Annotated in this window: 20 protein-coding genes and 1 tRNA gene; 9 read left to right on the top strand and 12 right to left on the bottom strand. The window is 71.7% G+C overall.

The window, feature by feature from the left end; all coding sequences use genetic code 11:
• Window positions 1-2: 2 nt before the first annotated feature.
• Window positions 3-854, bottom strand: a complete 852-nt coding sequence (locus tag ADK60_RS23370; protein WP_053648668.1) for a helix-turn-helix domain-containing protein — start codon at window positions 852-854, stop codon at window positions 3-5.
• Window positions 855-1087: 233 nt separating this feature from the next.
• On the opposite strand from ADK60_RS23370, the gene ADK60_RS23365 reads away from it, so the two are divergent.
• Window positions 1088-1504: an ATP-binding protein gene (locus tag ADK60_RS23365; protein WP_053648666.1), complete on the top strand. Its 417-nt coding sequence runs from the start codon at window positions 1088-1090 to the stop codon at window positions 1502-1504.
• Between the two features lie 5 nt (window positions 1505-1509).
• Window positions 1510-1638 (top strand): hypothetical protein, encoded by a 129-nt coding sequence (locus ADK60_RS47785; protein ID WP_286163322.1) that lies wholly within the window; start codon window positions 1510-1512, stop codon window positions 1636-1638.
• A gap of 3 nt (window positions 1639-1641) precedes the next feature.
• On the opposite strand, the gene ADK60_RS23360 is transcribed toward ADK60_RS47785, so the two are convergent.
• Window positions 1642-2244: a GNAT family N-acetyltransferase gene (locus ADK60_RS23360; protein ID WP_053648664.1), complete on the bottom strand. Its 603-nt coding sequence runs from the start codon at window positions 2242-2244 to the stop codon at window positions 1642-1644.
• Window positions 2245-2381: 137 nt separating this feature from the next.
• Complete coding sequence (locus ADK60_RS23355; RefSeq protein ID WP_053648662.1) at window positions 2382-3665, bottom strand: adenylosuccinate synthase; 1284 nt, start codon at window positions 3663-3665, stop codon at window positions 2382-2384.
• 126 nt (window positions 3666-3791) lie between these two features.
• Here ADK60_RS23355 and ADK60_RS23350 point away from each other — a divergent pair, with 126 nt between their 5' ends.
• The 3 genes from ADK60_RS23350 to purM all read left to right on the top strand — a co-directional run bounded on the left by ADK60_RS23350 (window position 3792) and on the right by purM (window position 7808).
• On the top strand, window positions 3792-4754 hold the full coding sequence (locus ADK60_RS23350) for a hypothetical protein (RefSeq protein WP_063783237.1): 963 nt from the start codon (window positions 3792-3794) through the stop codon (window positions 4752-4754).
• 304 nt (window positions 4755-5058) lie between these two features.
• Window positions 5059-6642 (top strand): amidophosphoribosyltransferase, encoded by a 1584-nt coding sequence (gene purF, locus ADK60_RS23345; protein ID WP_053648660.1) that lies wholly within the window; start codon window positions 5059-5061, stop codon window positions 6640-6642.
• 80 nt (window positions 6643-6722) lie between these two features.
• Complete coding sequence (gene purM, locus ADK60_RS23340) at window positions 6723-7808, top strand: phosphoribosylformylglycinamidine cyclo-ligase (protein WP_045941017.1); 1086 nt, start codon at window positions 6723-6725, stop codon at window positions 7806-7808.
• A 230-nt stretch (window positions 7809-8038) separates the two neighbouring features.
• Here purM and ADK60_RS23335 read toward each other — a convergent pair whose 3' ends face one another.
• Window positions 8039-8299 (bottom strand): DUF3073 domain-containing protein, encoded by a 261-nt coding sequence (locus ADK60_RS23335; RefSeq protein WP_030392262.1) that lies wholly within the window; start codon window positions 8297-8299, stop codon window positions 8039-8041.
• 373 nt (window positions 8300-8672) lie between these two features.
• Complete coding sequence (locus ADK60_RS23330) at window positions 8673-9788, bottom strand: Glu/Leu/Phe/Val dehydrogenase dimerization domain-containing protein (RefSeq protein ID WP_233290105.1); 1116 nt, start codon at window positions 9786-9788, stop codon at window positions 8673-8675.
• A 287-nt stretch (window positions 9789-10075) separates the two neighbouring features.
• Between ADK60_RS23330 and ADK60_RS23325 the strand changes: the two genes are divergently transcribed.
• Window positions 10076-10978, top strand: coding sequence for a DUF8083 family protein (locus tag ADK60_RS23325; RefSeq protein WP_234371223.1), 903 nt, complete (start codon window positions 10076-10078; stop codon window positions 10976-10978).
• Between the two features lie 542 nt (window positions 10979-11520).
• The gene (gene bldC, locus ADK60_RS23320; protein ID WP_014137253.1) at window positions 11521-11727 is read left to right on the top strand and encodes a developmental transcriptional regulator BldC; all 207 of its coding nucleotides are present in this window, start codon (window positions 11521-11523) and stop codon (window positions 11725-11727) included.
• A gap of 406 nt (window positions 11728-12133) precedes the next feature.
• Here the strand turns inward: bldC and ADK60_RS23315 are convergent.
• From ADK60_RS23315 to ADK60_RS23285, 7 genes are all read right to left on the bottom strand, one after another.
• Window positions 12134-12207: transfer RNA gene (locus ADK60_RS23315), tRNA-Asp, on the bottom strand.
• 147 nt (window positions 12208-12354) lie between these two features.
• Window positions 12355-16353, bottom strand: a complete 3999-nt coding sequence (gene hrpA, locus ADK60_RS23310) for an ATP-dependent RNA helicase HrpA (RefSeq protein ID WP_053648657.1) — start codon at window positions 16351-16353, stop codon at window positions 12355-12357.
• Between the two features lie 208 nt (window positions 16354-16561).
• Complete coding sequence (locus tag ADK60_RS23305) at window positions 16562-17125, bottom strand: hypothetical protein (RefSeq protein ID WP_159400541.1); 564 nt, start codon at window positions 17123-17125, stop codon at window positions 16562-16564.
• Window positions 17126-17237: 112 nt separating this feature from the next.
• Window positions 17238-17807 (bottom strand): hypothetical protein, encoded by a 570-nt coding sequence (locus ADK60_RS23300; protein ID WP_053648654.1) that lies wholly within the window; start codon window positions 17805-17807, stop codon window positions 17238-17240.
• Window positions 17808-17950: 143 nt separating this feature from the next.
• Window positions 17951-18736 carry an alpha/beta fold hydrolase gene (locus ADK60_RS23295; RefSeq protein ID WP_045941012.1) on the bottom strand — a complete coding sequence of 262 codons (786 nt, stop codon included), beginning with the start codon at window positions 18734-18736 and terminating at the stop codon, window positions 17951-17953.
• Window positions 18737-18794: 58 nt separating this feature from the next.
• Window positions 18795-20255, bottom strand: a complete 1461-nt coding sequence (locus tag ADK60_RS23290) for an MFS transporter (RefSeq protein WP_053648652.1) — start codon at window positions 20253-20255, stop codon at window positions 18795-18797.
• A gap of 68 nt (window positions 20256-20323) precedes the next feature.
• Complete coding sequence (locus ADK60_RS23285) at window positions 20324-21307, bottom strand: NADPH:quinone reductase (RefSeq protein WP_053648650.1); 984 nt, start codon at window positions 21305-21307, stop codon at window positions 20324-20326.
• Between the two features lie 232 nt (window positions 21308-21539).
• Here ADK60_RS23285 and ADK60_RS23280 point away from each other — a divergent pair, with 232 nt between their 5' ends.
• A complete protein-coding gene (locus ADK60_RS23280) occupies window positions 21540-22730 on the top strand; it encodes an acyltransferase family protein (RefSeq protein WP_053648649.1) in 1191 nt (396 codons plus the stop codon).
• Between the two features lie 65 nt (window positions 22731-22795).
• Entirely contained in the window at window positions 22796-23644 is an 849-nt protein-coding gene (locus tag ADK60_RS23275; protein ID WP_053648647.1) for an NAD(P)H-binding protein, read from the top strand.
• Window positions 23645-23764: the final 120 nt, after the last annotated feature.

Here is a 23764-nt window from a genome sequence, read left to right as displayed (position 1 = left end):
TGCTAGCCTTTCAGGTCCGTCATGATGCGCCGGATGAAGTCGCTGGACTCCTCGGGGCCGAGGGCGAGGGAGTCGGACTCGGCGATCATGGCGCGGTAGGCCGCCAAGTCCGCTTCGGAGTCGATGAACTGCGGCCCCTGGGTCAGGTCGATCTGAACGGTGTCCAGCTCGGGAACCGGTCCCCGGGCGAGGAAGAGGTCTTCGCCCGAGCCGGGATAGGTGTCGACGCTGAAGGGGATCGCGCGGAGGGTGACCCCGGGGCGCTCGGCATCGTCGAGCAGGCTGGCGAGCTGTTCCCGGAGGACCGAGGGGCCACCGAACTGCATCCGTAGGGCGGCCTCGTGTATGAACGCCGTGAACGGCCGCCCGGCAGAAAGGACTTGTTGACGTTCGGTGCGGAAGGCGGTCCGTACGTCGGCGTCGTGGCGCGGCAGCGGCGGCCGCAGGCGGGCGAACATCGCGGCGGCGTAGCGACTGGTCTGGAGCAGGCCCGGGACCGAGGTCGTGTTCAGTACGAGGAGCGATTCGGCGTGGTGTTCGAGCTCGGCGATGTCGAGCATTCCGGCGGGGAGCCGGCCTCGGAAGTGGTGCCACCAGTGCTTTCCGCGGTCCTGTGTCATCAGGGTCAGGGCCTCGATGAGCGGTGGATCGGCGCACTTGCAGGCCGATGCCCAGGAGCGGAGGCGGTCGGCGCTGATACCCGACTTCCCGTTCTCCATCTGGGAGATCTTGGGGACGTCGGTGCCCAGCTCCGCCGCCATGGCCTTGGGGGTCAGGCCCGCGTGTTCGCGCAGCCTGCGCAGTTCCGAGCCGAGGCGCTGCTGGCGCACGCTGGGGGACAGGCGTGGTGGCATGCGTGCCTCTCCTCGGTGGGTGCTTTCGGTGCAGTTTGCCGCGCCGTGGACAGCGGGTCCACAGAGTAGCTCGATTGGGTGAAGTGCTCCATAAGTAGTAGCAACAATTGCCCCGTGAACCCTAGTGTCGTCGGCGCAGGGCAGCCTGACGTCCCGCCAGGAACTCCGGAGCCACGGGTGGCGGGCCTGCGCGGGTAGCCGATCTCATCCCTCAACTGGACTGGAGACAGTCGATGTTGCTTCCACTCCTGCGCCCCCTCGACGCCGACCCCGACCGCGAGTTTCGGGTCGACCTCTTCCCGCCCGCGAGCCTCCAAACGGTGGGCGCGGTGCGGCGGCTGCTGCGCGACCTGCTGGTCACAGCCGGTGCCGACCCCGACGCGGCGTGCCTGATCCTCTCCGAACTCCTCGCGAACGCCCTGCTCCACGGCGCCGGAGCACCCACCGTCTCCCTCGAACTCCGGTGCGGGCGCCTCTACATCGCCGTCGCCGACGGATCGACCGCCGCGCCCGTCAGACCCGAGCCGGATGTGGCTCGAACGTGCGGGCGGGGGCTTGACCTCGTCGCCGCTTTGGCCGATGACTGGGGTGTGGAACTCATCGGGGTGTGCGGCAAGGCGGTCTGGGCCGTGGCGGCGGTCGATCGCTGATGGCCGTGGTGTTGCTGACGGGCCTGTTGGTGTCGGTGGTCTTCGTCGGGGTGGTGGCGCAGATCATCGCGACCCGTCAGCCGAGGGAACGACGCTCCGGCGGAGCGGACTTGGCGCCGCAGAAGGACAAGTAGCGCTCAGCCGGCGGCGAGCCGCTGCTCCAGCCGACCCCGCGCGGCCGGCCACTCCTCGCGCAGCATCGAGAAGTACGCGGTGTCCCGCCACACGCCGGTAGCGCGCCGCTTCTCGCGCCGGTGGACACCCTCGAACTGCGCGCCCAGCCGCTGGATCGCGTTGCGCGAGCGGTCGTTGAGCGCGTCGGTCTTCCAGAACACCCGGCCCATGCCCAGGTCGTCGAAGGCGTGGGTGAGCAGCAGCAGCTTCGACTCGGTGTTGACGGCGGTGCGCCACACGGACCGCGCGTACCAGGTGCCGCCGATCTCGACGAGCTCGTCCTCCGCGTGGAACGCGTAGTAGCCGGTGATGCCGACGGCCCGCCCGCTCGCGAGCTCGATCACGGCGAACTTCACGGCGTTCCCGGCCGCCACCTCGCCGAGGCGGATGTCCAGCATCGCGCCCAACTCCTCCTCCGACGTGGGCGCGCTGAACGGGACCCAGCGCCACACCTCGGGGTCCGGGCCGACGGCGGCCCACAGGTCGGACAGGTGGCGCCGCTCCAGCGGCTCCAGTCGGACGTGGCGGCCGGTGAGGGTGGTGGGGGCGGGAAGCTTCGCGGTCATGATCGAAAAGGTAGCCCGTGACTGCACTAGATGCAATGGATATCTGCCTTAGTGCAAAACCGGAAGGGCAAGAGCAGGGCCCCGCGGGAGAACCCGCGGGGCCCTGCACAGGAAGCCGTGAGGCCCAGCCGTGAGGCCTAGATGAACGAGTTGATCTGGATCGTCTCGTACCGGCCCGGGCCGACGCCGATGGCGGAGATCGGGGCGCCCGACATCTCCTCCAGCGCCTTCACGTACGCCTGGGCGTTCTTCGGCAGCTCGGCGAAGGTCTTCGCCCCGCTGATGTCCTCGGTCCAGCCCGGCAGCGTCTCGTAGATCGGCTTCGCGTGGTGGAAGTCCGACTGGTTGTACGGCAGCTCCTCGACCCGGCGGCCGTCGATCTCGTACGCGACGCAGACCGGGATCTGCTCCCAGCCGGTCAGCACGTCCAGCTTGGTGAGGAAGAAGTCGGTGAGGCCGTTGACCCGGGTCGCGTAGCGGGCGATCACCGCGTCGAACCAGCCGCAGCGGCGGTCACGGCCGGTGGTGACACCGCGCTCGCCACCGATCCGGCGCAGCGCCTCGCCGTCCGCGTCGAGCAGCTCGGTCGGGAACGGGCCGGAGCCGACGCGGGTGGTGTAGGCCTTGAGGATGCCGATGACCCGGTCGATCTTGGTGGGACCGATGCCGGAACCGGTGCAGGCGCCGCCCGAGGTCGGGTTGCTGGAGGTGACGAACGGGTACGTGCCGTGGTCGACGTCCAGCAGGGTGCCCTGGCCGCCCTCCAGCAGGACGACCTTGCCGGCCTTCAGCGCCTCGTCCAGGACCAGGGTGGTGTCGGCCAGGAACGGCTTGATCTTGTCCGCGTAGCCCAGGTACTCCTCCAGCACCAGGTCGGCGGGGATCGCGCGGCGGTTGTAGAGCTTGACCAGGAGCTGGTTCTTGTCGTGCAGCGCCGCTTCGATCTTCTGCTGGAGGATCGACTCGTCGAAGAGGTCCTGCACCCGGATGCCGACGCGGTTGATCTTGTCCGCGTAGGTCGGGCCGATGCCGCGGCCGGTGGTGCCGATCCGGCGCTTGCCGAGGAAGCGCTCGGTGACCTTGTCCAGGGTGCGGTGGTACGGCGTGATCAGGTGGGCGTTGCCCGAGATCAGCAGCTTGGAGGTGTCGATGCCGCGCTCGTTGAGCCCGCTGAGCTCGGAGAGCAGCACGCCCGGGTCGATCACGACGCCGTTGCCGATGACCGGCGTCACGTTCGGGCTGAGGATGCCGGAAGGCAGGAGGTGCAGCGCGTACTTCTGGTCGCCGATGACCACCGTGTGACCGGCGTTGTTGCCGCCCTGGTAGCGAACGACGTAGTCGACGGAGCCGCCGAGGAGGTCGGTCGCCTTCCCCTTGCCCTCGTCTCCCCACTGAGCGCCAACGAGCACGAGTGCCGGCACAGGCGTACACCCCTTCCGGTTGGGGCATCCTGCGTAGGCCGCAGTCTGCCCCGAGATAGACGAAGCCCCTGGCGCAATAGCGCAAGGGGCTCTTGCACCGAGAGATTACCTGAGGAAGGACCGGTTGTGTCGTCCCTGTCCACGCCCGCAACCGGCGGCCCGGAGCCGCTTCTCCTGCTCCTCGACCCGGCGGCCCGGCAGTCCGACGGGGAGTCGGTGCGGATCGCGAAGGACGTTCTCTCCGGTGGGACGGACGTCAAGGTGGCCTGTCCGGAGACGCCTTCCGAGCTCGATCGGGTGCTTTCGCACCGGGGCCGGAGGCGACCGGTGGTGATCGGTTCCGACCTCGCGCTGCAGCGGGTGCTCCAGGCGCTGTACCGCCAACGTGAGCTGGGCGCCGACCCGGTGGGCCTGGTGCCGGTCGGCCGGCCGGAGGAGCTGGCGGCGGCCCGGGCGCTCGGGGTGCCGGGCGCGCCGGTCGCGGCGGCGCGCGCGGTGCTGACCGGGGCGGCCCGGAAGCTGGACCTGCTGGTGGACGACGGCGGCGGGGTGGCGCTCGGCGGGGTGCGGATCTCGGGCGGCGGGGCGCGGCGTCCGGTGGGGCGTCCGGGCGGATGGCGTTCGCTATGGGCGAAACTGGCTGCGGCCGAGCAGGCGACCGCACTCACCCTGGAACGGACCGGTGCGGGCGCGGGACCGGAGGACACCGGTGGGACCGGCGGGGGCACCCGCCCGGGCCGGACCGGGCCGTCCGGTCGGTCGGAGCGGATCGAGCCGGCCCGGGGCGCGCACAGCGCCCGGCTGCGGGTCGAGGCCGACGGCCGACTGCTCGCCGACGTCCACCGGCCGGTCCGGGTGGTCCAGGTGACGCTGCCCTCCGGCGCGGCCGCGGGCGAGGGCGTGATGGAGATCGTGGTCCGCGCCCCCGGCGCCCTGCTGCGCGCCCGGGCGGCCAGCATCTCGGTGGCGGGCCGGGGCTTCGGCTACGAGGCGGACGGGCACCCGGTCGGCCCGGTGCGGGCCCGCACCTGGACGGTCCACGCCGGGTGCTGGGGCCTGCTGCTGCCGGTCACCCAGGACGCCCCCTAGCTGTCCCTGAGTCACCCCCGGGCGGTCCCCGGGCCGCCCCTGGGCCGTCCGGGCGGCGCGCGGCCCCGGGTGAGCAGGCTCACGTTGGGCGAACGGCGGACCAACGCCGGGCGAAGCCCCCGTCGCCCGCGGAACACGCCAACGGGCGCGAACCGCAAGGGCAACCGCGTCGCCGCCGAATCGGGGACCGCCGAAATCCGGGTCGGGTAAGGGGTTTTGTCTACGCGCGTTACCCGGAGCGGCCCGCGCAACAGCGGCCGCCCGGGGTCGGGAAGGCCGGGCCGACTGTCCTAGACTCGAAGGCGTGCCACGTGGTGACGGAAGACTCAACCACGATCTTCTTCCCGGTGAGAAAGGCCCCCAGGACGCTTGCGGCGTCTTCGGTGTCTGGGCTCCCGGCGAGGAGGTCGCCAAGCTCACGTTCTTCGGCCTTTACGCCCTGCAGCACCGCGGTCAGGAATCCGCGGGAATCGCAGTGAGCAATGGCTCCCAGATTCTCGTCTTCAAGGACATGGGACTTGTCTCCCAGGTCTTCGACGAGGCCTCCCTGGGGTCGTTGCACGGGCATATCGCCGTCGGACACGCCCGCTACTCGACCACCGGTTCCTCGGTCTGGGAGAACGCCCAGCCGACCTTCCGGGCGACCGTGCACGGCTCCCTGGCCCTCGGTCACAACGGAAACCTGGTGAACACCGCCGAACTGGCGGCCATGGTCGCCGAACTCCCCGGCGAGGAGCACGTCTCCCGCTCCGGGCGGTCGGCCGCGACCAATGACACCGACCTGGTGACCGCGCTGCTCGCCGGCCACCCGGAGCTCTCCATCGAGGAGACGGCCAAGGTCGTCCTGCCCAAGGTCAAGGGCGCGTTCTCGCTCGTCTTCATGGACGAGAACACGCTCTACGCCGCCCGCGACCCGCAGGGCATCCGCCCGCTGGTGCTGGGCCGGCTGGAGCGCGGCTGGGTGGTCGCCTCCGAGACGGCGGCGCTGGACATCTGCGGCGCCTCCTTCATCCGCGAGGTCGAGCCCGGCGAGCTCATCGCCATCGACGAGAACGGCATGCGGACCTCCCGGTTCGCCGAGGCCAAGCCCAAGGGCTGCGTCTTCGAGTACGTCTACCTCGCCCGCCCGGACACCTCCATCGCCGGCCGCAACGTGCACCTCTCCCGGGTGGAGATGGGCCGTCGCCTGGCGAAGGAAGCCCCGGTCGAGGCCGACCTGGTGATAGCGACGCCCGAGTCCGGGACCCCGGCCGCGATCGGCTACGCCGAGGCCAGCGGGATCCCGTACGGCTCCGGCCTGGTGAAGAACGCCTACGTGGGCCGCACCTTCATCCAGCCCAGCCAGACCATCCGCCAGCTCGGCATCCGGCTGAAGCTGAACCCGCTGCGCGAGGTCATCCAGGGCAAGCGCCTGGTCGTCGTGGACGACTCGATCGTCCGCGGCAACACCCAGCGCGCGCTGGTGAAGATGCTCCGCGAGGCGGGCGCGGCCGAGGTCCACATCCGGATCTCCTCCCCGCCGGTCAAGTGGCCGTGCTTCTTCGGCATCGACTTCGCGACCCGCGCGGAGCTGATCGCCAACGGCATGACCATCGAGGAGATCGGCCGCACCCTCGGCGCGGACTCGCTCTCCTACATCTCGATCGACGGCATGATCGAGGCCACCAAGCAGCCGAAGGACCGGCTCTGCCGGGCCTGCTTCGACGGCGAGTACCCGATGGAGCTGCCCGACCCGGCGCTGCTCGGCAAGCTCCTGCTGGAGGCCGAGATCAAGGGCGGCCAGCAGGCCCCCGCGGTCCGCGGCAAGCCGACCAGCGGCAGCGACCTGGACGGCGTCCAGTCGCTGCTCGGCGGGGCGGGCGCGGCCGACGCGCTGCGCCGCCCGTAAGAACCCTCGGTGGGGTCCCGCGATCCGGGGCCCCACCGCTGTTCCGTCCCCCACCACAGACCCGAAAGGGCCGCACAGCAGTGACTACCGACCAGAACGGTGCCACCTACGCCGCCGCCGGCGTCGACATCGAGGCGGGCGACCGCGCCGTCGAGCTCATGAAGCAGTGGGTGAAGAAGGCCAACCGCCCCGAGGTGGTCGGCGGTCTCGGCGGCTTCGCCGGCCTCTTCGACGTCTCCGCCTTCAAGAACTACGAGCGGCCGCTGCTGGCCTCGGCCACCGACGGGGTGGGGACCAAGGTGGCCATCGCGGCCGCCATGGACAAGCACGACACCATCGGCCACGACCTGGTCGGCATGGTCGTCGACGACATCGTGGTCTGCGGCGCCGAGCCGCTGTTCATGACCGACTACATCTGCGTCGGCAAGGTCGTCCCGGAGCGGGTCGCCGCGATCGTCAAGGGCATCGCCGAGGGCTGCGCCCTGGCCGGCTGCGCCCTGGTCGGCGGCGAGACCGCCGAGCACCCGGGCCTGCTCGGGCCGGACGAGTACGACGTCGCGGGCGCCGGCACCGGTGTGGTCGAGGCGGACGCGCTGCTGGGCGCCGAGCGCGTCCGGGCCGGTGACGTGGTGATCGCGATGGCCGCCTCCGGTCTGCACTCCAACGGCTACTCGCTGGTCCGCCACGTGCTGCTGAACCAGGCCGGCTGGAAGCTGGACCGCAAGGTCGAGGAGTTCGGCCGCACCCTCGGCGAGGAGCTGCTGGAGCCGACCCGGATCTACTCGCTGGACTGCCTGGCGCTGATCCGGGCCGCCGAGGTGCACGCCTTCTCGCACGTCACCGGTGGCGGCCTGGCGGCCAACCTGGCCCGGGTGATCCCGGCCGGGCTGCACGCCCGCCTGGACCGCGGCACCTGGACCCCGCTGCCGGTCTTCCGGACCGTCGCCGAGGTCGGCAAGGTGGCCACCCTGGAGATCGAGAAGACGCTCAACATGGGCGTCGGCATGGTCGCGGTCGTCCCGGCGCACTCGGTGGACACCGTGCTGTCGGTCCTGGAGGACCGGGGCGTGGAGTCCTGGGTGCTGGGCGACATCGTCGACCGCACCGCCGAGCACGCGGACGGCGCGGCCCTCTACAACGCCTACGAGGGCTTCGTGGCCGGCTGAGCACCTGGACGTGAACGCGGAAGGCCCCGTCGGCAGCGAGCCGGCGGGGCCTTCGTGCATGGTCCTGCGCGGGGCCTTCGAGCGAGGCCCCGGGCTCCGGGCGAGGTCTCCGGGCGGGGCCGCCCGGGTGCGGGCGCAGGGCCGCCGAACGGGAGCCCCGGGGCGCGCGGGAACGCCGAAAGACCGGCCTGGTGCACTGGGCACCTGGCCGGTCCGGTCAGACTGGGAGACTACGCGCGACGGCGGGCCTGGGAAGGCCCGGTACCCGACTCGGCGTCGTCGTCCTCGTCGTCATCGGCGTAACGAGCCGCGTACTCCGCGTAGGGATCGTCGTCCTCCTCGTCCTCCTCGATCGGCTCCGGCTCGATCGGGGAGGTGGAGGGCGATACGCCCAGCTCGCTGGAGAGACGATTGGCGTCGAACCCGCCGCTGTTGTACTTCAGCTCGCGGGCGACCTTCGTCTGCTTGGCCTTGGCCCGGCCGCGCCCCATGGGTCGACCCCCTCAACGATGGGGCTCACGGCCCCGAGTCTGACACGTGTTCATGATCAAGAGCGGCCTGCCCGAATGGGGAGGACCGTCCCTTGGAGCATTAACGGTACCTGTTTCTGCCGCTGGACGGTACGTCGTCAGTGTGACGTGGCGCGCACCGGCCGCACCCGCGACCAGGTCGTCCCAGGTCAGGGGAGGTATTGCGGCTTTCTGCACGCTGTCCGGAGGTGTCTCGGGTCCGTTGTTCCCGGACCGATTATCCCCCCTAGGGGGGCTTCGGATCACCCGATCGGAGGCAGAATCGAGAATCCGGTTCCACATTGTGATGCGCGGGGGACGGCGCTCGGCCGTCCCCCGCGCACACCGGTCCGGATCAGCCCCGGCGGGCAGCCGGCAGCAGCACCGAGCGCAGCGCGCTGATCTCGCGCATCCGCTTCTCCGCGAGACGGTCGGCCGCGACGGCCGGCGGCACGCCGTCGGCGGCGGCCCGGGTGAAGATCTCCAGGGTGGTGTCGAAGATCTTCGTCGCCTTGTTCTTGGCGCGCTCGAAGTTGAAGCCGTCGATCTCGTCGGCGACCTGGATGACACCGCCGGAGTTCACCAGGTAGTCCGGGGCGTAGAGCAGACCGCGGTCGGCGAGGTCCTTCTCGACGCCCGGGTGGGCCAGCTGGTTGTTGGCGGCGCCGCAGACGACGGAGGTGCCGAACTCGCCCAGCGCGGCCACGGTGTCGTCGGTCAGGGCGCCACCGAGCGCGCAGGGGGCGTAGACGTCCAGCTTGGCCTGGAGCAGCGCGGCGGTGTCGGCGACGACCTCCACCTCCGGGTGGGCCGCCCGCACGCGGTTGACGGCGGCCTCGAAGGGGTCGGTGACGACCACGACGGCGCCGTCCGCGACCAGGTGGCCGACGAGGTAGTGGCCGACCTTGCCGACGCCGGCGACGCCCACGCGCTTGCCGCGCAGGGTCGGCTGGCCCCAGCGGGCCTGGGCGGAGGCGCGCATGCCCTGGAAGACGCCGAAGGCGGTCAGGATGGAGGAGTCCCCGGCGCCGCCGTTCTCGGGCGAGCGGCCGGTCACGAACTCGGTCTCGCGCGCCACGACGTCCATGTCCTGGACGTAGGTGCCCACGTCGCAGGCGGTGATGTAGCGGCCGCGCAGCGACTCGACGAAGCGGCCGTAGGCGCGGAGCATCGCCTCGTTCTTGACCTTGTTCGGGTCGCCGATGATGACGGCCTTGCCGCCGCCGAGGTCGAGGCCGGCGAGCGCGTTCTTGTAGGACATGCCGCGGGACAGGTTGAGCGCGTCCTCCAGCGCCGCCTCCTCGGAGGCGTAGGGGAAGAACCGGGTCCCGCCGAGGGCCGGGCCGAGGGCGGTGGAGTGGATGGCGATGATCGCCTTCAGTCCGGAGGAGCGGTCGTGGCAGAGCACGACCTGCTCGTGGCCGTCGCCGGTGGCGCCGTCCTGGGAGTTGCCGAAGATCCTGCCGAGCACGCCGGGTGCGGAGTGCGTGGTGGCGGCGGTCTGTACGTCGGTCACTGTGGTGACTCCAGTATTCGAGGCCCGCTGCGGTGGTGCGGGCGCCTAAGGCGAAGCGTAGTCGCGCGGGCCCCGCCGGTCCGCCCCCTTGGCGAAGCTCGGCACCACTGTCCGAATGCTGGGACGGCAGGGCCGCCATCAGCCTGTTCGCGCACTGCGGGTGCGTCCGCGAACGGGCCGTCACCGGACCGGTCCGACCGACTGCTCCCGGGCGGCGGGGGGTGCGTGGGACGATGCAGGACGTGACCGTCGTCCGTACTTCCGTGCTGCCGCCCTACGCCGCGCACCTGCGGGTCTACGAGCCGCTGGCCGCCTACCCGGAGCCCGAGCGGGCGCGCTGGCAGGCCTACGCGGCGGAGCACGGTCCCGACGCGCCCGAGGCGGACCGCTCGGTGGCCGCGGCGGCCCTGGCGGAGCAGCGCTCGGCCCTGGCCGAGCTGATCGGCCGGACCCCGCGGGCCCTGCCGGACCGGGAGGCCGAGCGGGCCTTCGTCCGGCTGGTGGACGGGGTGCTGTACGTCTGCCCCTGGGCGACCAGGCTGCGCACCTGGCAGGCGCTGGAGGAGCTGCGGGCGGGGGCGCCGGTGGCGCTGCTGGACACCGCGCTGCCGCCGGCCACCCGGGAGGTGGCGGAGGCGGACCGGGAGCGCTGGCGGGCCGAGCACCCGGACGCCCGGCCGTGGATCCTCACCAGCCGCTGGGAGGTGCCGGTCCGGTGGTTCCTCCCGTTCGGGGACGAGGATCGATGCTTCGTTCCCGCAGAGAGGGGGGAGAAGGGGGAGGAAGGGGAACGGGGGGACGGGGCGTCACTGTTCTATCTGACGCCCATGGCGCAGGCGCGCCGCCGGGTGGCCCGGGCGTACCGGGCGCTGCGCGAGGCGGTGCCGGAAGGGGAGCTGGTGCGGGGGGCGGAGCAGGTCGGGCGGTGGCTGGAGGAGTTCCATCCGCGGTCGCTGGTGGAACTGGACTACGGGGGGCTGGTGCATCTGCTGGGGCCGGAGCGGCTGTTGGCGGACCGTTCGGCGGGGGAGCTGGAGGACGGGCTGCGGGCGCTGCGGGCGGGGGACGCGGCGGAGGCACTGCGCGCGTACGAGGCGCTGACCGTGCGCTGGCGGCGGGTGCTGGCGCTGCGCCACGCCAACTGAGCGGCCGGGGCCGGTGGGAGGGCCGGGCCGAGGCGGCGTCATCGCTGGCCGGTGGGGGTGTCGGTGGTACTTGTAAGACTGGAAGAGTCCTACGGCCCGAGCCGCATGACCAAGGTCCTGGTTCGGGTCAATACCTACCGAACGTGACACTACTCACCGTTGACGCGAACTTACCCCTATGTGCAAAAATGGGACAACCAGCCCAACTTCACGCGAGCGTGCCCACTTTTGGGTGGTTCTGGAGTCGATGCGCGCTTTGCGGGAAAACGGCGGGTCTGGTCCGCTCGTAACCGAATGTCACTATAAGGTGACTGCCCGTTATGGGGTGGTCCATCGCCATCCGTCGGCCTTGAACCCGTGAGGGGTCAATTTTGGCGGTTTGGTCGATAGGGCTGGACGGATGGTGTAGTTGTAGACACCAGGACAAGCCGTTCGTCCTATAACCGACTCGGCCCGTCTATGCCATTTCGGGCATCGCGGGCCAAGGTGCAGAATTTGAAGGATAGAACCGCCCTGGTTCGGTTCTCCCGAGGAGGCCGCTCATGACCGCTCGTACCCCCGATGCCGAACCTCTGCTGACGCCGGCAGAGGTCGCCACCATGTTCCGTGTGGATCCCAAGACCGTGACGCGCTGGGCCAAGGCCGGCAAGCTCACGTCCATCCGCACGCTGGGCGGGCACCGCCGATACCGTGAGGCGGAGGTGCGCGCCCTGCTGGCCGGTATTCCGGCCCAGCGAACCGAGGCCTGACAGAGCCTCGCTCAAGGCTCTTCGAAAGGGGCTGCTTACCGGACTCCGCCGGGTCCGGTAAGCAGCCCCTTTTTCTGTCCCCGCGTACTTCTTCTACAGCTCTGTCGTACCGGCCGCACTGTCGCCGGATCGGCTGTCGTCCTCGCGCGATCCACCGGAATGTTGAACTCCGGATAACGATTCGATGGTGGGGAGGTGGGGGGGATTTACTGTGAATAGCAGTACAATTTTACATATTAAATTAGCGGGTTCGGGGAAGGGTGTCCGAACGGTCGGTTCCCGGAAGGGGTGCGTGACGACCGTCACGCGGGCGTTCACTTGTGATCCGGCTGACTCCGGGATAGAGGAGTGGCCGGTGAAACGCGAGAGGCCCGGAACCAAACGGTTCCGGGCCTCTCGGCTGAGGCGATCCTGACGGGACTTGAACCCGCGACCTCCACCTTGACAGGGTGGCGAGCTAACCAACTGCTCCACAGGACCAGAGTGTTTCCTGATCTTGTTCGCTTCGCTTGCCGCGCTGCGAACAAGACAGACTGTAGCCCATGCGGGGCCCCCAGGTCGAACCGGCTCCCGGGCGCCCCCTCCGGCCCGTCCGCAGCTCAGGCGGGCCGGAGGGAGGGCGAGGGGTCAGAGCGCGGCCCTGGCCGCCTCCATGGCCTTCAGGATCCGCTTCTCGGACACCGGCGACGGGGTGCCCAGCGACTGGGCGAAGAAGCTGACCCGCAGCTCCTCGATCATCCAGCGGATCGCCAGCACCTCGGCCGAGGGCTGCCGCCCGGCCGGCACCGCCGCCAGCAGCTCCCCGTAGGCCTGCTGGACCTGCTGCACCTTCAGCAACTGCTGGGCGTCCCGCTGCGGATGGTTGGGCAGCGCCTCCAGCCGGCGGTCCACCGCCAGCAGATAGCGCTTGAGGTCCGGCAGCCGCTGCCAGCCGGTCGCCGTGACGAAGCCCGGGTGCACCAGCGAGGCCAGGTGCAGCCGGATGTCGTTCACCGCGTTCAGCAGCACCGGGCTGCTCACCGACTTCAGCCGGGTGGTCGCCTTGTGGAAGGCGATCAGCGCCGTCGCCGTCTTCAGCGTGGTGTCCGCCGAGAGGTCGTACAGGTCCGCCCTGACCTTGTCCCGCAGCGCCGCGAACGCCGCCTCGTCCCAGGCCGGTCCGCCGGCCCTGGCCATCAGCCGGTCCGCCGCACAGGCCACCACGTCCTCGAACAGGGCCGGGACCGAGCCGTGCGGGTTGTACGACAGCGCCAGCTTGGCCTGGTTGCCCAGCCGGCCCTGGATCGACTTCGCGGGCGAGGTGGTGGAGAGCATCAGCAGCCGCCGGGTGCCCTCCCACATCGCCCGCTGCTGCGCCTCCGGGGTGTCGAACAGCTTCACGCCGACCGACTCGCCCTCGTCCACCAGCGCCGGGTAGGCGCGCAGCGAGTGGCCCCGGGAACGCTGCTCGAAGGTCCGCTGGAGCACCGGCAGCCCGGCCGGCCAGGCGGTCAGCCCGGACTGCTCGATGCCCCGGCCGGAGGCGGCCGAGGAGAGCGTCTCCTTCAGCTTCGGCTTCAGCCGCAGCCGCAGCTCCTCCAGGTCCTTGGACTCGGCGAGCTTCTTGCGCCCGTCCACCACCCGGAAGGTCACCTTGAGGTGCTCCGGGACCCGCTCCTCGTCCCAGGCCTCCGGAGGCACGGTGACCGCCGTCAGGCGCTTCAGGATGTGCTCCAGGGCCGGCAGCAGCGGCTCCTGGCGCTCCTGGTGGTTCCTCAGCTCGCGGATCGCCGCGCGGGCGAAGTCCGGGGCGGGGACGAAGTTGCGCCGCACCGCCTTCGGCAGCGACTTGATCCAGGCCGTCACCAGCTCCTCGCGCAGGCCCGGGATCTGCCAGTCGAAGCCCTCCGCGGTGACCTGGTTGAGCACCGGCAGCGGGATGTGGACGGTCACGCCGTCCGCGTCGCTGCCCGGCTCGAACTGGTAGGTGAGGACGAACCGCAGCTTGCCCTGCACCCAGTGGTCCGGGTAGTCGGCCTCGGTGACGCCGCCCGCGGCGTCGTTGATCAGCATCGACTTCTCGAAGTTGAGCAGGTCGGGCTGCTCGTGCCGGGTCTTCTTCCACCAGGCGTCGAAGTGCCGGGTGGAGACGATGTCCTCGGGCAGCCGGCCGTCGTAGAACTCGAACAGGGTCTGGTCGTCGACCATGATGTCCCGGCGGCGGGCCCGGTTCTCCAGCTCCTCGACCTCGCCGAGCAGCTTGCGGTTCTCCGCGAAGAAGCGGTGGTGGGTCTCCCAGTCGCCCTCGACCAGGGCGTTGCGGATGAACAGCTCGCGGCAGAGCTCCGGGTCGATCCGGCCGTAGTTGACCTTCCGCGCGGCGACGACCGGCACCCCGTAGAGGGTGACCTTCTCGAACGCCAGGACGGCCCCGGACTTCTTCTCCCAGTGCGGCTCGCTGTAGCTGCGCTTCACCAGGTGCGCGGCCAGCGGCTCGACCCACTCGGGTTCGATCTTCGCGTTGATCCGGGCCCAGAGCCGGGAGGTCTCCACCAGCTCGGCCGACATCACCCAGCGCGGCGGCTTCTTGAACAGGCCGGAGCCGGGGAAGACCGCGAACCGGGCGCCCCGGGCGCCGCCGTACTCCCGCTTCTCCACGTCGAACAGGCCGATGTGCGAGAGCAGGCCGGCCAGCAGGGACTGGTGGATCCGGTCCGCGTCCGGCTCGGCGTCCTCGTGGGCCTCCTCGATGGTGACGCCGAGCTGCTTGGCGACCGTGCGCAGCTGGGAGTAGATGTCCTGCCACTCCCGTATCCGCAGGTAGTTGAGGAACTCGGCCTTGCACATCCGGCGGAACGCGGAGGAGGAGAGCTCGCGCTGCTGCTCGCGCACGTAGCGCCACATGGCGAGGAAGGCGAGGAAGTCGGAGCTCTCGGAGCTGAACCGGCGGTGCCGCTCGTCGGCGGCCTGGCGCTTCTCGGCGGGGCGCTCGCGCGGGTCCTGGATGGAGAGCGCGGCGGCGATCACCATGACGTCCCGCACACAGCCGTTCCGGTCCGCCTCCAGCACCATCCGGGCCATCCGCGGGTCCACCGGGAGCTGGGCCAGTTTGCGGCCGAGCGGGGTGAGCCGCTTGCGGAGGTCCTTCTCGGCCGGGTCGAGCGCGCCCAGTTCGTGCAGGAGGCTGATGCCGTCCTTGATGTTGCGCGAGTCCGGCGGGTCCAGGAACGGGAAGGCGGCGATGTCGCCGAGGCCGGCGGCGGTCATCTGGAGGATGACCGAGGCCAGGTTGGTGCGCAGGATCTCGGCGTCCGTGAACTCGGGGCGGGAGAGGAAGTCCTCCTCCGAGTAGAGCCGGATGCAGATGCCGTCCGAGGTACGGCCGCAACGGCCCTTGCGCTGGTTGGCGCTGGCCTGGCTGATCGCCTCGATCGGCAGCCGCTGGACCTTGGTGCGGTGGCTGTAGCGGGAGATCCGGGCGCTGCCCGGGTCGATCACGTACTTGATGCCGGGGACGGTGAGGCTGGTCTCGGCGACGTTGGTGGCCAGCACGATCCGGCGGGAGGAGGAGCGCTGGAACACCTTGTGCTGCTCGGCCGAGCTCAGCCGGGCGTAGAGCGGCAGGACCTCGGTGTGCTTCAGCCTGAGCTTGTCGAGCGCGTCCGCGGTGTCCCGGATCTCGCGCTCGCCGGAGAGGAAGACCAGGATGTCGCCCGGCCCCTCGGCCTGGAGCTCCTCGGCGGCGTCGCAGATCGCCTGGATCTGGTCGCGGTCGCGGTCGACCTCGTCGGTGTCGCCGTCCTCGTCCTCGTCCACGATCGGGCGGTAGCGGACCTCGACCGGATAGGTGCGGCCGGAGACCTCGACGATCGGGGCGTCCCCGAAGTGCCGGGCGAACCGCTCGGGGTCGATGGTCGCCGAGGTGATGATCACCTTGAGGTCGGGGCGGCGGGGCAGCAGCTGCTTGAGGTAGCCGAGCAGGAAGTCGATGTTGAGGCTGCGCTCGTGCGCCTCATCGATGATCAGGGTGTCGTACTGGCGGAGCTCGCGGTCGGTCTGGACCTCCGCGAGCAGGATGCCGTCGGTCATCAGCTTGACCAGGGTGTCCGGGCCGACCTGGTCGGTGAACCTGACCTTCCAGCCGACCGCCTCGCCGAGCGGGCTGTCCAGTTCCTCGGCGACCCGCTCGGCCACCGTGAGGGCGGCGATCCGGCGGGGCTGGGTGTGGCCGATCAGACCGCGCACGCCGCGGCCCAGCTCCAGGCAGATCTTGGGGATCTGGGTGGTCTTGCCGGAGCCGGTCTCACCGGCCACGATCACCACCTGGTGGTCGCGGACGGCGGCGAGGATCTCGTCCTTCTTCTGGCTGACCGGGAGCTCGGCGGGGTACCGGATCGCCGGCACCGCGTTCCGCCGCCGCTCGACCAGCAGCTCGGCCTTGTCGATGTCGGAGGCGATCTCGGCGGCGATCTGCGCGCGGGCCTCGTCCTTGCGGACCCGGCGGGCGCCGTCCAGCCGGCGGCCGATCCGGACCTGGTCGCGCAGGGTCAGCTCGGGCAGGCGCGCGGCCAGCTCGCCGATGCCGGGCGCCTCGCTCCGGGCGGGCTCGGCGGCGGACTGGACTGCGGGAGAACTCACGGCGGGCATCCCTCTAGGTTCGCAAGGAGGGGCGGCGGAGCGCACCTCGGTTTTCGAGCGCCTCCAGTGTCACAGGGGACGGCCGTCCGCTGCCAACGGCGGTCCGGCACGCCGTGGGAACCGTCCGGATCGGGGCGGTCGCGGTGGGTGAGGGGGCCGGTCGCCGCGGCTGCCGGAGGACGGCGGCTACTGGAAGACGACTGCCGGAGGACGGCGGCTACCGGAGGACGATCACGGCGCCGACGGCGGCGATGACCAGCGAGGCGAGGACGGCGGCCACGGTCACGGTGATCCGGTCCCGGAACTGCCGGACGGGCTCGACCCGGGCCGAGGCGTCGGTGTTCAGCTCCCACCAGTTGCGGACCCGGTGGTACTGCTCGTCGAAGTCCGGGGACGGGTACAGGTCGCTGTGCAGCAGCCCCGGCAGCGCCCGGCGCCGCCCGCCGGCGACGAACATCCGCACCTGGGAGCTGGCGCTGCCCTGGGACTCGACCGTGCGGACGTCGATCCAGCGGATCCGGGCCCAGGGGTAGGTGCGGCCGCGCCCGAAGCCCCAGCAGATGGTGATGCCCTGGGGGCCGACCCGGCTCCAGCTGCGGACCGTGATCCACAGGCCCAGGCCGGAGAGCGCCAGCGTGCCGCCGGCGAGCCAGAGGAAGCCCACCGTGCCGAGCCCGTGCGCGGCGGCGAACCCCTGGGCGACCAGCAGCACGAGCAGGACCGCCAGGTGCGACCAGGACGGGCGGTAGCGGTCCCGCCCCCGGAATATCAGTTCGTCCACGGCGGGCACCCTACGCCCCGGGTGATCCGGCGTCACCACCGGCTTTCCGGTCCAGGTGCTGTGCCCGGGCGGCGCGGTGGGAGGAGCGGGCGGGGGTGCGGCAGGGGCGCGGCTACCAGTAGTGGAGGACGAGCGCCGGGAGGGCGGTGCCTGCCGCGAGGAGCGCGACCAGGGCGACCGACTGGGAGGTCGGCAGGTCGAGGAACTTCTTCGGGGGCCGCACCCGGTCGGCGGGGTCGGTGCTGAGCTCCCACCAGTTGCGCACCCGCCGCGCGTCGGCGTCGAAGCCGGGGGAGGGGTGGGTGCGGTCCTGGACCAGGCCGCTCAGGAAGCGGCTGCGCCCGTCGGCGAAGTGGACCTGGAGCGTGCGGAACTCCCCGAAGCGGCGGTCCGTCCCGTACACCTCCAGCCACCGGATCTCGTGCCAGGGGTAGGTGCGGCCGCGCCGGGCGAGGGGCCGGTGGAAGGTGATCCCGGAGGGGCCCACCGTGCTCCACCGTCCGCGGAGCAGCAGGGAGGGGAGGGCGAGCACGGCGGTCCCGCCGACCGCCCAGGCGAGACCCGCCGCCCCGAAGTCGTGCACGATCCGGGCGCCGGCCGCGGCCGCGGCGACCCCGACCAGGGCGGCGAAGTGCCAGGACCAGCGGAAACGGTCCTTGCTGCGGAAGGTCAGTTCGTCCACGTCCGCCACCCTACGCCCCGGGTGATGAGGTGTCAGCACCCGGGGTGGGAGGGGGATTCGGGGGGCGCCGAGGCGACTTTGCAAAGTCCTGAGATGACTTTGCAAAGTGCGCAAGAACTTTGCAAAGTCACCTCGGGCAACCCCTAGCCCTCCTGGAGGACGAACTCGCGGACCAGCCGGGACCACTCGGCGCCCTGCTCGTAGACGACCACGTGGCCGCTGTCGATCTCCGCGTAGGTGCTGCCGGCGATGGCGTCGGCCAGCTCCCGGGAGAGCCCGACCGGGACGGTGGCGTCCTGGGTGCAGCCGATCACCAGGGTGCGGGCGGTGATCCGGGGCAGCAGCGGGCGGATGTCGGCGCTCAGGTTGAGGTCGATGTGGCGCAGCGCGCCCTCGGTGGGCTCGTTGCCCTTGATGATGCCCTCGAGCGCGTCGGGCTCCAGCGAGTTCAGGTGGTCGCGGCTGAACGCGGTCAGGGTGCCGAACCGGCCGAAGGCCTCGGCGTCGCCGCTGATGGCGCGCCAGGTGGTCATGTGGTTGCGCAGGTAGGCGTCGTCCGGGTGGCTCCAGCCGGCGGTGAGCACCAGGCTGCGGACCAGCTCCGGGCGGAGCGCCGCGAGGGTCGCGGCGACCACCGAGCCGAGCGAGAAGCCGACCACGTCGGCCGGGCCGTCGCCGGCCGCCTCGATCACGGCGGCGATCTGCTCGGCCAGCAGCTCGGGGGTCAGCTCGCGGCCGTCGTCCTCGGTGTCCCCGCAGCCGGCGAAGTCCGGCAGCAGGACGGTGCGGCTGTCGGTGAAGTCACCGGTGAGGTGGCCGAAGGTGCCCGCGGCGCCGAAGCCGGTGCCGTGCACGAAGACCAGGGGCGGGTGGCCGGAGCCCTCCACGGTGTAGGAGACACGGGCGCTGGGGCTGGCGGCGAAGGGCATGGCGGGATTCTCCTCGGGAGTGGGGAAGGGTCGGGGGAGGTGCGGGGGAGCGTCGGGGTCAGGCGAGGCTCTTGGCGGAGGCGTTCTCGGCGGCCGCCCCGGCCCGGCTGGGGGCGCGCTCGAAGCCGAGCGCGACCAGGACGAGTGCGACGATGCCGCCGGTGGCGACCAGGACGGCGGTGCGCAGGCCGTCGGTGGTGGCGGAGCGGAGGGCCTCGCCGGTCAGGCCGTCGGTGCCGGCGTTGGCGATCGCCACCAGGATGCCGAGGCCCACCGCGCTGCCGACCTGCTGGCCGGTGGAGACGATGCCGGAGGCGATGCCCTGCTCGTAGGGGTGCACGCCGGTCGCGGAGGCGGAGAACATCGTGGTGAAGATGACGCCCTGGCAGAGGCTCAGCACGATCAGGCCGGGCAGAAGTGCGACGTACGTGCCGTCCGGCGCCATGGTCAGCGCGGTCGCGGCGGTGCCGAGCGCGCCGAACAGGTAGGAGGCGATCAGGGTGTTGCGGGCGCCGAACCGGGTGGCGAGCCGGCCGCCCAGCATCGAGCCGACGAAGCCGCAGACCATCGGGACCAGGAAGGCGACGCCGGTGCGCAGCGCGCTGTACTCGTGCACGGTCTGGAAGTAGACGGTCAGGAAGTACAGCAGGGTGCCGAAGCTGGCCATGAACAGGAAGGTGGTCAGCACGCCGGTGGACAGGTTGCGGTTGCGGAACAGCCGCAGCGGCATCAGCGGGTCGGCGGTCCGGGACTCGATCGCCACGAAGGCGGCGAGCAGGCCGAGGCCGAGCACGGCGGTGGTGAGCACCGTCGGCGAGGTCCAGCCGGAGGCCGGGCCCTGGACCAGGGTGAAGACCACCAGGGTGGCCCCGGCGGTGGCGGTCAGCGCGCCGGGCAGGTCGAAGGAGCGGGACCCGTCGCGCGGTCCGTCGGCGCCGATCAGCCGGGGGGCGAGCAGGGCGGCGCCGCCCGCCAGCGGCACGTTGACGTAGAACACCGCCTCCCAGCCGAAGGCCTGGGTGAGCACCCCGCCGGCCAGCGAGCCGATGATCATGCCGCTGGCGCCGGCGGCGGCCCAGACCGAGAGCGCCCGGTTGCGTTCGCGGCCCTCGGTGAAGCTGAGCACCACCAGGGCGAGGGTGGCGGGGAACAGGAAGGCGCCGCCGAGGCCCTGGAGGGCGCGGGCCGCGATCAGCAGGCCGGGCGTGTTGGCCAGGCCGCCGAGCAGCGAGGAGCCGGCGTACAGCAGCAGGCCGAGGACGAACATCCGGCGGCGGCCGAACAGGTCGGAGGCGCGGCCGCCGAAGAGCAGGAAGCCGCCGAAGGCGACCGCGTAGGCGCTGACCACCCACTGCAGGTTCTGGGCGGAGAAGTCGAGGCCGCTGCCGATCTCCGGGAGCGCCACGTAGACGATGTTGTAGTCGATCGAGACGATCAACTGGGCGAACGCCAGCAGGGCCAGCAGGAGGCCCGAACGGCGTGGCCCGGCGGCCTGCTCGGCACCGGCGGACGGGGACATGGGGAGCCTTTCGGGGGCGTCGGGGAGGCGGACGGGGGACGGGGCGGCGAAGCGGTGGCGGTCGGCGGCTACCGGCCGGGTGTCGTCAGGACCACCCGGCGGCCGTTCAACTCGCCCTTCTCCAGCCGCTGGTGGGTCTCGGCGGCGGCGCTCAGCGGCCGGACCTCCAGGGCCCGGGGCCGCAGCCGGCCGGCCGCGAGCAGCCGGTTGACGGTGGCCGCCGCGTCCGCGAGTTCGGCGCCGGAGGCGTGCGAGATGACGAACCCGCGGATCGAGCCGTCCTTCATGTAGAGCTGTCCGGCGGGCAGTTCGGGGCGGGAGCGGGCGCCGGCGAGCAGCACGATCCGGCCGCGCGGGGCGAGCAGGTCGACGGCGGTGGTGAGGTCGTTGGTGCCGGAGGTGTCGAGGTGGAGGTCGACGCCGCCGGGGGAGGCGGCGCGGACCAGGTCGGGCAGGTCGGGGGCGCGGTAGTCGAGCACCTCGGTGGCACCGAGGGCCCGGCAGTGCTCCGCGTCGGCGGGCCGCGCGGTGGCGACCACCCGGGCGCCGGCCTCGGCGGCCAGCACGATCAGGGCGCCGCCGACGTTGCCGCCGCCGCCTCCGACCAGCACGGTCTCGCCGGTGCGCAGCCCGCCGTGGGTGAACAGGGCGAGGTACGCGGTGGCGGCGGGGTGGACCACGGCGACGGCCGTCGTCGGGTCCACGCCCGGGGGCAGGTGGTAGAGCCGGTCGGCCGGGACGGCGGCCCGTTCGGCGGCCGCGCCCTGCCGGCCGTCGTGGCCGAGGCTGTTGGTCCAGACGCGGTCACCGGGGGCGAAGCGGGGGGCGCCGGGGCCGGCCCGGACCACCGTGCCCACGAGGTCCCGGCCGATCACGAACGGGAAGGGCAGGGGGGTCCGGAAGAGCCCCGAGCGGACGAAGGTGTCGACCGGGTTGACCGATACGGCGGCCACGTCGACCAGGACATCGGTGGGCCCGGGGACCGGCTCGGGCACCTCGCCGTAGCGGATGTCCGACGCCGGTCCGAGCCTCGGGATGAACGCTGCACGCATGGGGCCGATCCTGCGGGAGGTGCGGACGGGCGGCGGCGGATCGCGGCATCGTTCGTCAACTCCCTGGTCTCGGGCGGAAAGCCGGCCGGGGACGGGGTGTCCCCCGACCTGACATAGATGCTACACCGATCGGTGCAATCTCTCATCTGCACGGAGTAGTTTACTTGGCCTCCGGGTCGGGACGGCCTGCTACTGCTCCGACCCACCGCTCGACACCCAAGGACGGAACCACATGGCCACCGACCGACTCCTCGCCCAGCCGGGACCGAGACCCGCCGGCGGGAGCGGAGCGCGGACGACGCAGCCCTCCGCCAGTCGTCTGCCGTCCCTGACCGGCCTGCGCTTCCCCGCCGCCCTTGCGGTCTTCGCGTACCACGCCGCCCTGCCGATCCCGACCCTGCGGTTCTTCGCCGACGACAGCACCGAGTTCCGCTTCGTCGACCTCGCCGACCAGGCCGGCGGCCTCGGGGTGGCGTTCTTCTTCGTGCTCAGCGGCTTCGTGCTCACCTGGTCGGCCCGCCCGGGCGACACCGCCACCGGCTTCTGGCGGCGCCGGCTGGTCAAGATCGTCCCCAACTACGTGGTCGCCTGGGCGCTGGCCATGATCTTCTTCGCGGGCTCCTACACCCCGGTCCGCACGGCCGTCCTCAACCTGCTGATGCTGCAGGTCTGGATACCCGACTTCAACACCTACTTCAGCGTCGACCCGCCCAGCTGGTCGCTCGGCGCCGAGCTGGTCTTCTACCTCTCCTTCCCGCTGCTGCACCGGGCGCTGCGGCGGATCCGGCCGGAGCGGCTGTTCCTCTGGATCGGCGGCACCGTCGCCGCCATCGTCGCCACCCCGGCGCTGGCCTACCTGGTGCTGCCCGACACCCCGGGCGTCCCCGGCGGCTACGACTCCTCGGTGGTGCAGTACTGGTTCTCCTACGTGCTCCCGCCGGTGCGGCTGCTGGACTTCGCGCTCGGCATCCTGGTCGCCCTCGCGGTGCGCTCCGGGCGCTGGCGGGACATCGGCATGGTGTGGTCCGGCCTGCTCCTGGTGGCCGGCTACGTGGCCACCCGCTGGGTGCCCTACCTGTACGCCCAGCGGGTCACCACCGTGGTGCCGATCGCGCTGCTGGTCGCGTCCGCCGCGATCGCCGACCGGGACGGCCGGTTCACGCCATTCCGCAACCGGGCGATGACCTGGCTCGGGGAGATCTCCTTCGCCTTCTACCTGCTGCACTTCGTCGTGCTGACCGAGATGCGCGACCTGCTCGGCACCAAGCTGTACACGACCCCCGAGGGCATCGGCCTGCTGCTGCTCGCGATCGGGGTCACCGTGCTGCTCTCCTGGATCCTGTACCGGCTGGTCGAGGCACCGATCACGAAGCGGTTCTCCTCGCCGCGCCGCAGGCCGGCCGGCCCGAGTCCCACCTCCTGACTCCCGCCTCCCACCACCCGACCCCTGACATCCCGACCCTGACATCCCGAAATGGAGCCGTACCCATGGGCAAGATCCTCGTCACCGGGGCGACCGGCCAGGTCGGCGCCGAGGTGCTGGCGCAGCTGCTGGCGGCCGGCGCCGACGTCCGGGCCGGCGCCCGGACCCCGGAGAAGCTGGCACCGCCCGCCCCGGTCGACACCGCGGCGCTCGACCTCACCGACCCGGACACCTACGGCCCGGCGCTGGCGGGCGTCGACAAGGTGTTCCTCTACGCGGTGCCGCAGGGCACGGCCGGCTTCCTCGCCGCGGCGCGGGAGGCGGGCGTGCGGCACGTGGTGGTGCTCTCCTCGCAGACCGTGGTGGACGCCTTCCCGGTGCAGAAGCCGATCGTGGAGATGCACCGCGCGGTCGAGGACGCCGTCCTCGCCTCCGGGATCGCGTACACCTTCCTGCGGCCGCACAACTTCGCCACCAACATCCTGATGTGGGGCTGGCCGGAGTCGATCCGGGCCGAGGGGCGGATCCGCTTCCCGTACCCCGAGTCGCACAGCGACGCGATCCACGAGAAGGACATCGCCGCGGTCGCGGTGGCGGTGCTCACCGGCGAGGGCCACGAGAACCGGGCGTACTTCATCAGCGGCCCCCGGTCGATCACCCAGCGCGAGCAGCTCGCCGACCTGGCCGAGGCGCTCGGGCGGCCGCTGGAGTTCGAGGAGCTGACCGACGCCGAGGCGCGCGAGGCCCTCGCCCCGATCGTCCCGATCTGGGTGATGGACGCGGTGGTCGGCTACTGGGCCGGCTCCGACGGCGTCCCGACCGAGGTGTCCGACACGGTGGAGCAGCTCACCGGCCGCCCCGCCCGGACCTTCGCCGAGTGGGCCCGCGACCACGTGGCCGACTTCACCGCCTGACCGGGCACCGGGCCCGGCACACCGGAATCCGGACCCGCCGCACCGGCGGGCGGGACTCCGGTGGCCGGGCCACCACCGTCCGCGCCGGACGGGTGGGCCGCGCACCTTAGCGGAGCGGGG

Origin of the sequence: Streptomyces sp. XY431, from assembly GCF_001279805.1 — a bacterium.
In the GTDB taxonomy this organism is placed as follows: domain Bacteria; phylum Actinomycetota; class Actinomycetes; order Streptomycetales; family Streptomycetaceae; genus Kitasatospora; species Kitasatospora purpeofusca.
Note: the sequence above shows the minus strand (reverse complement) of the source record. Positions and strands in the feature narration are given on the sequence as shown.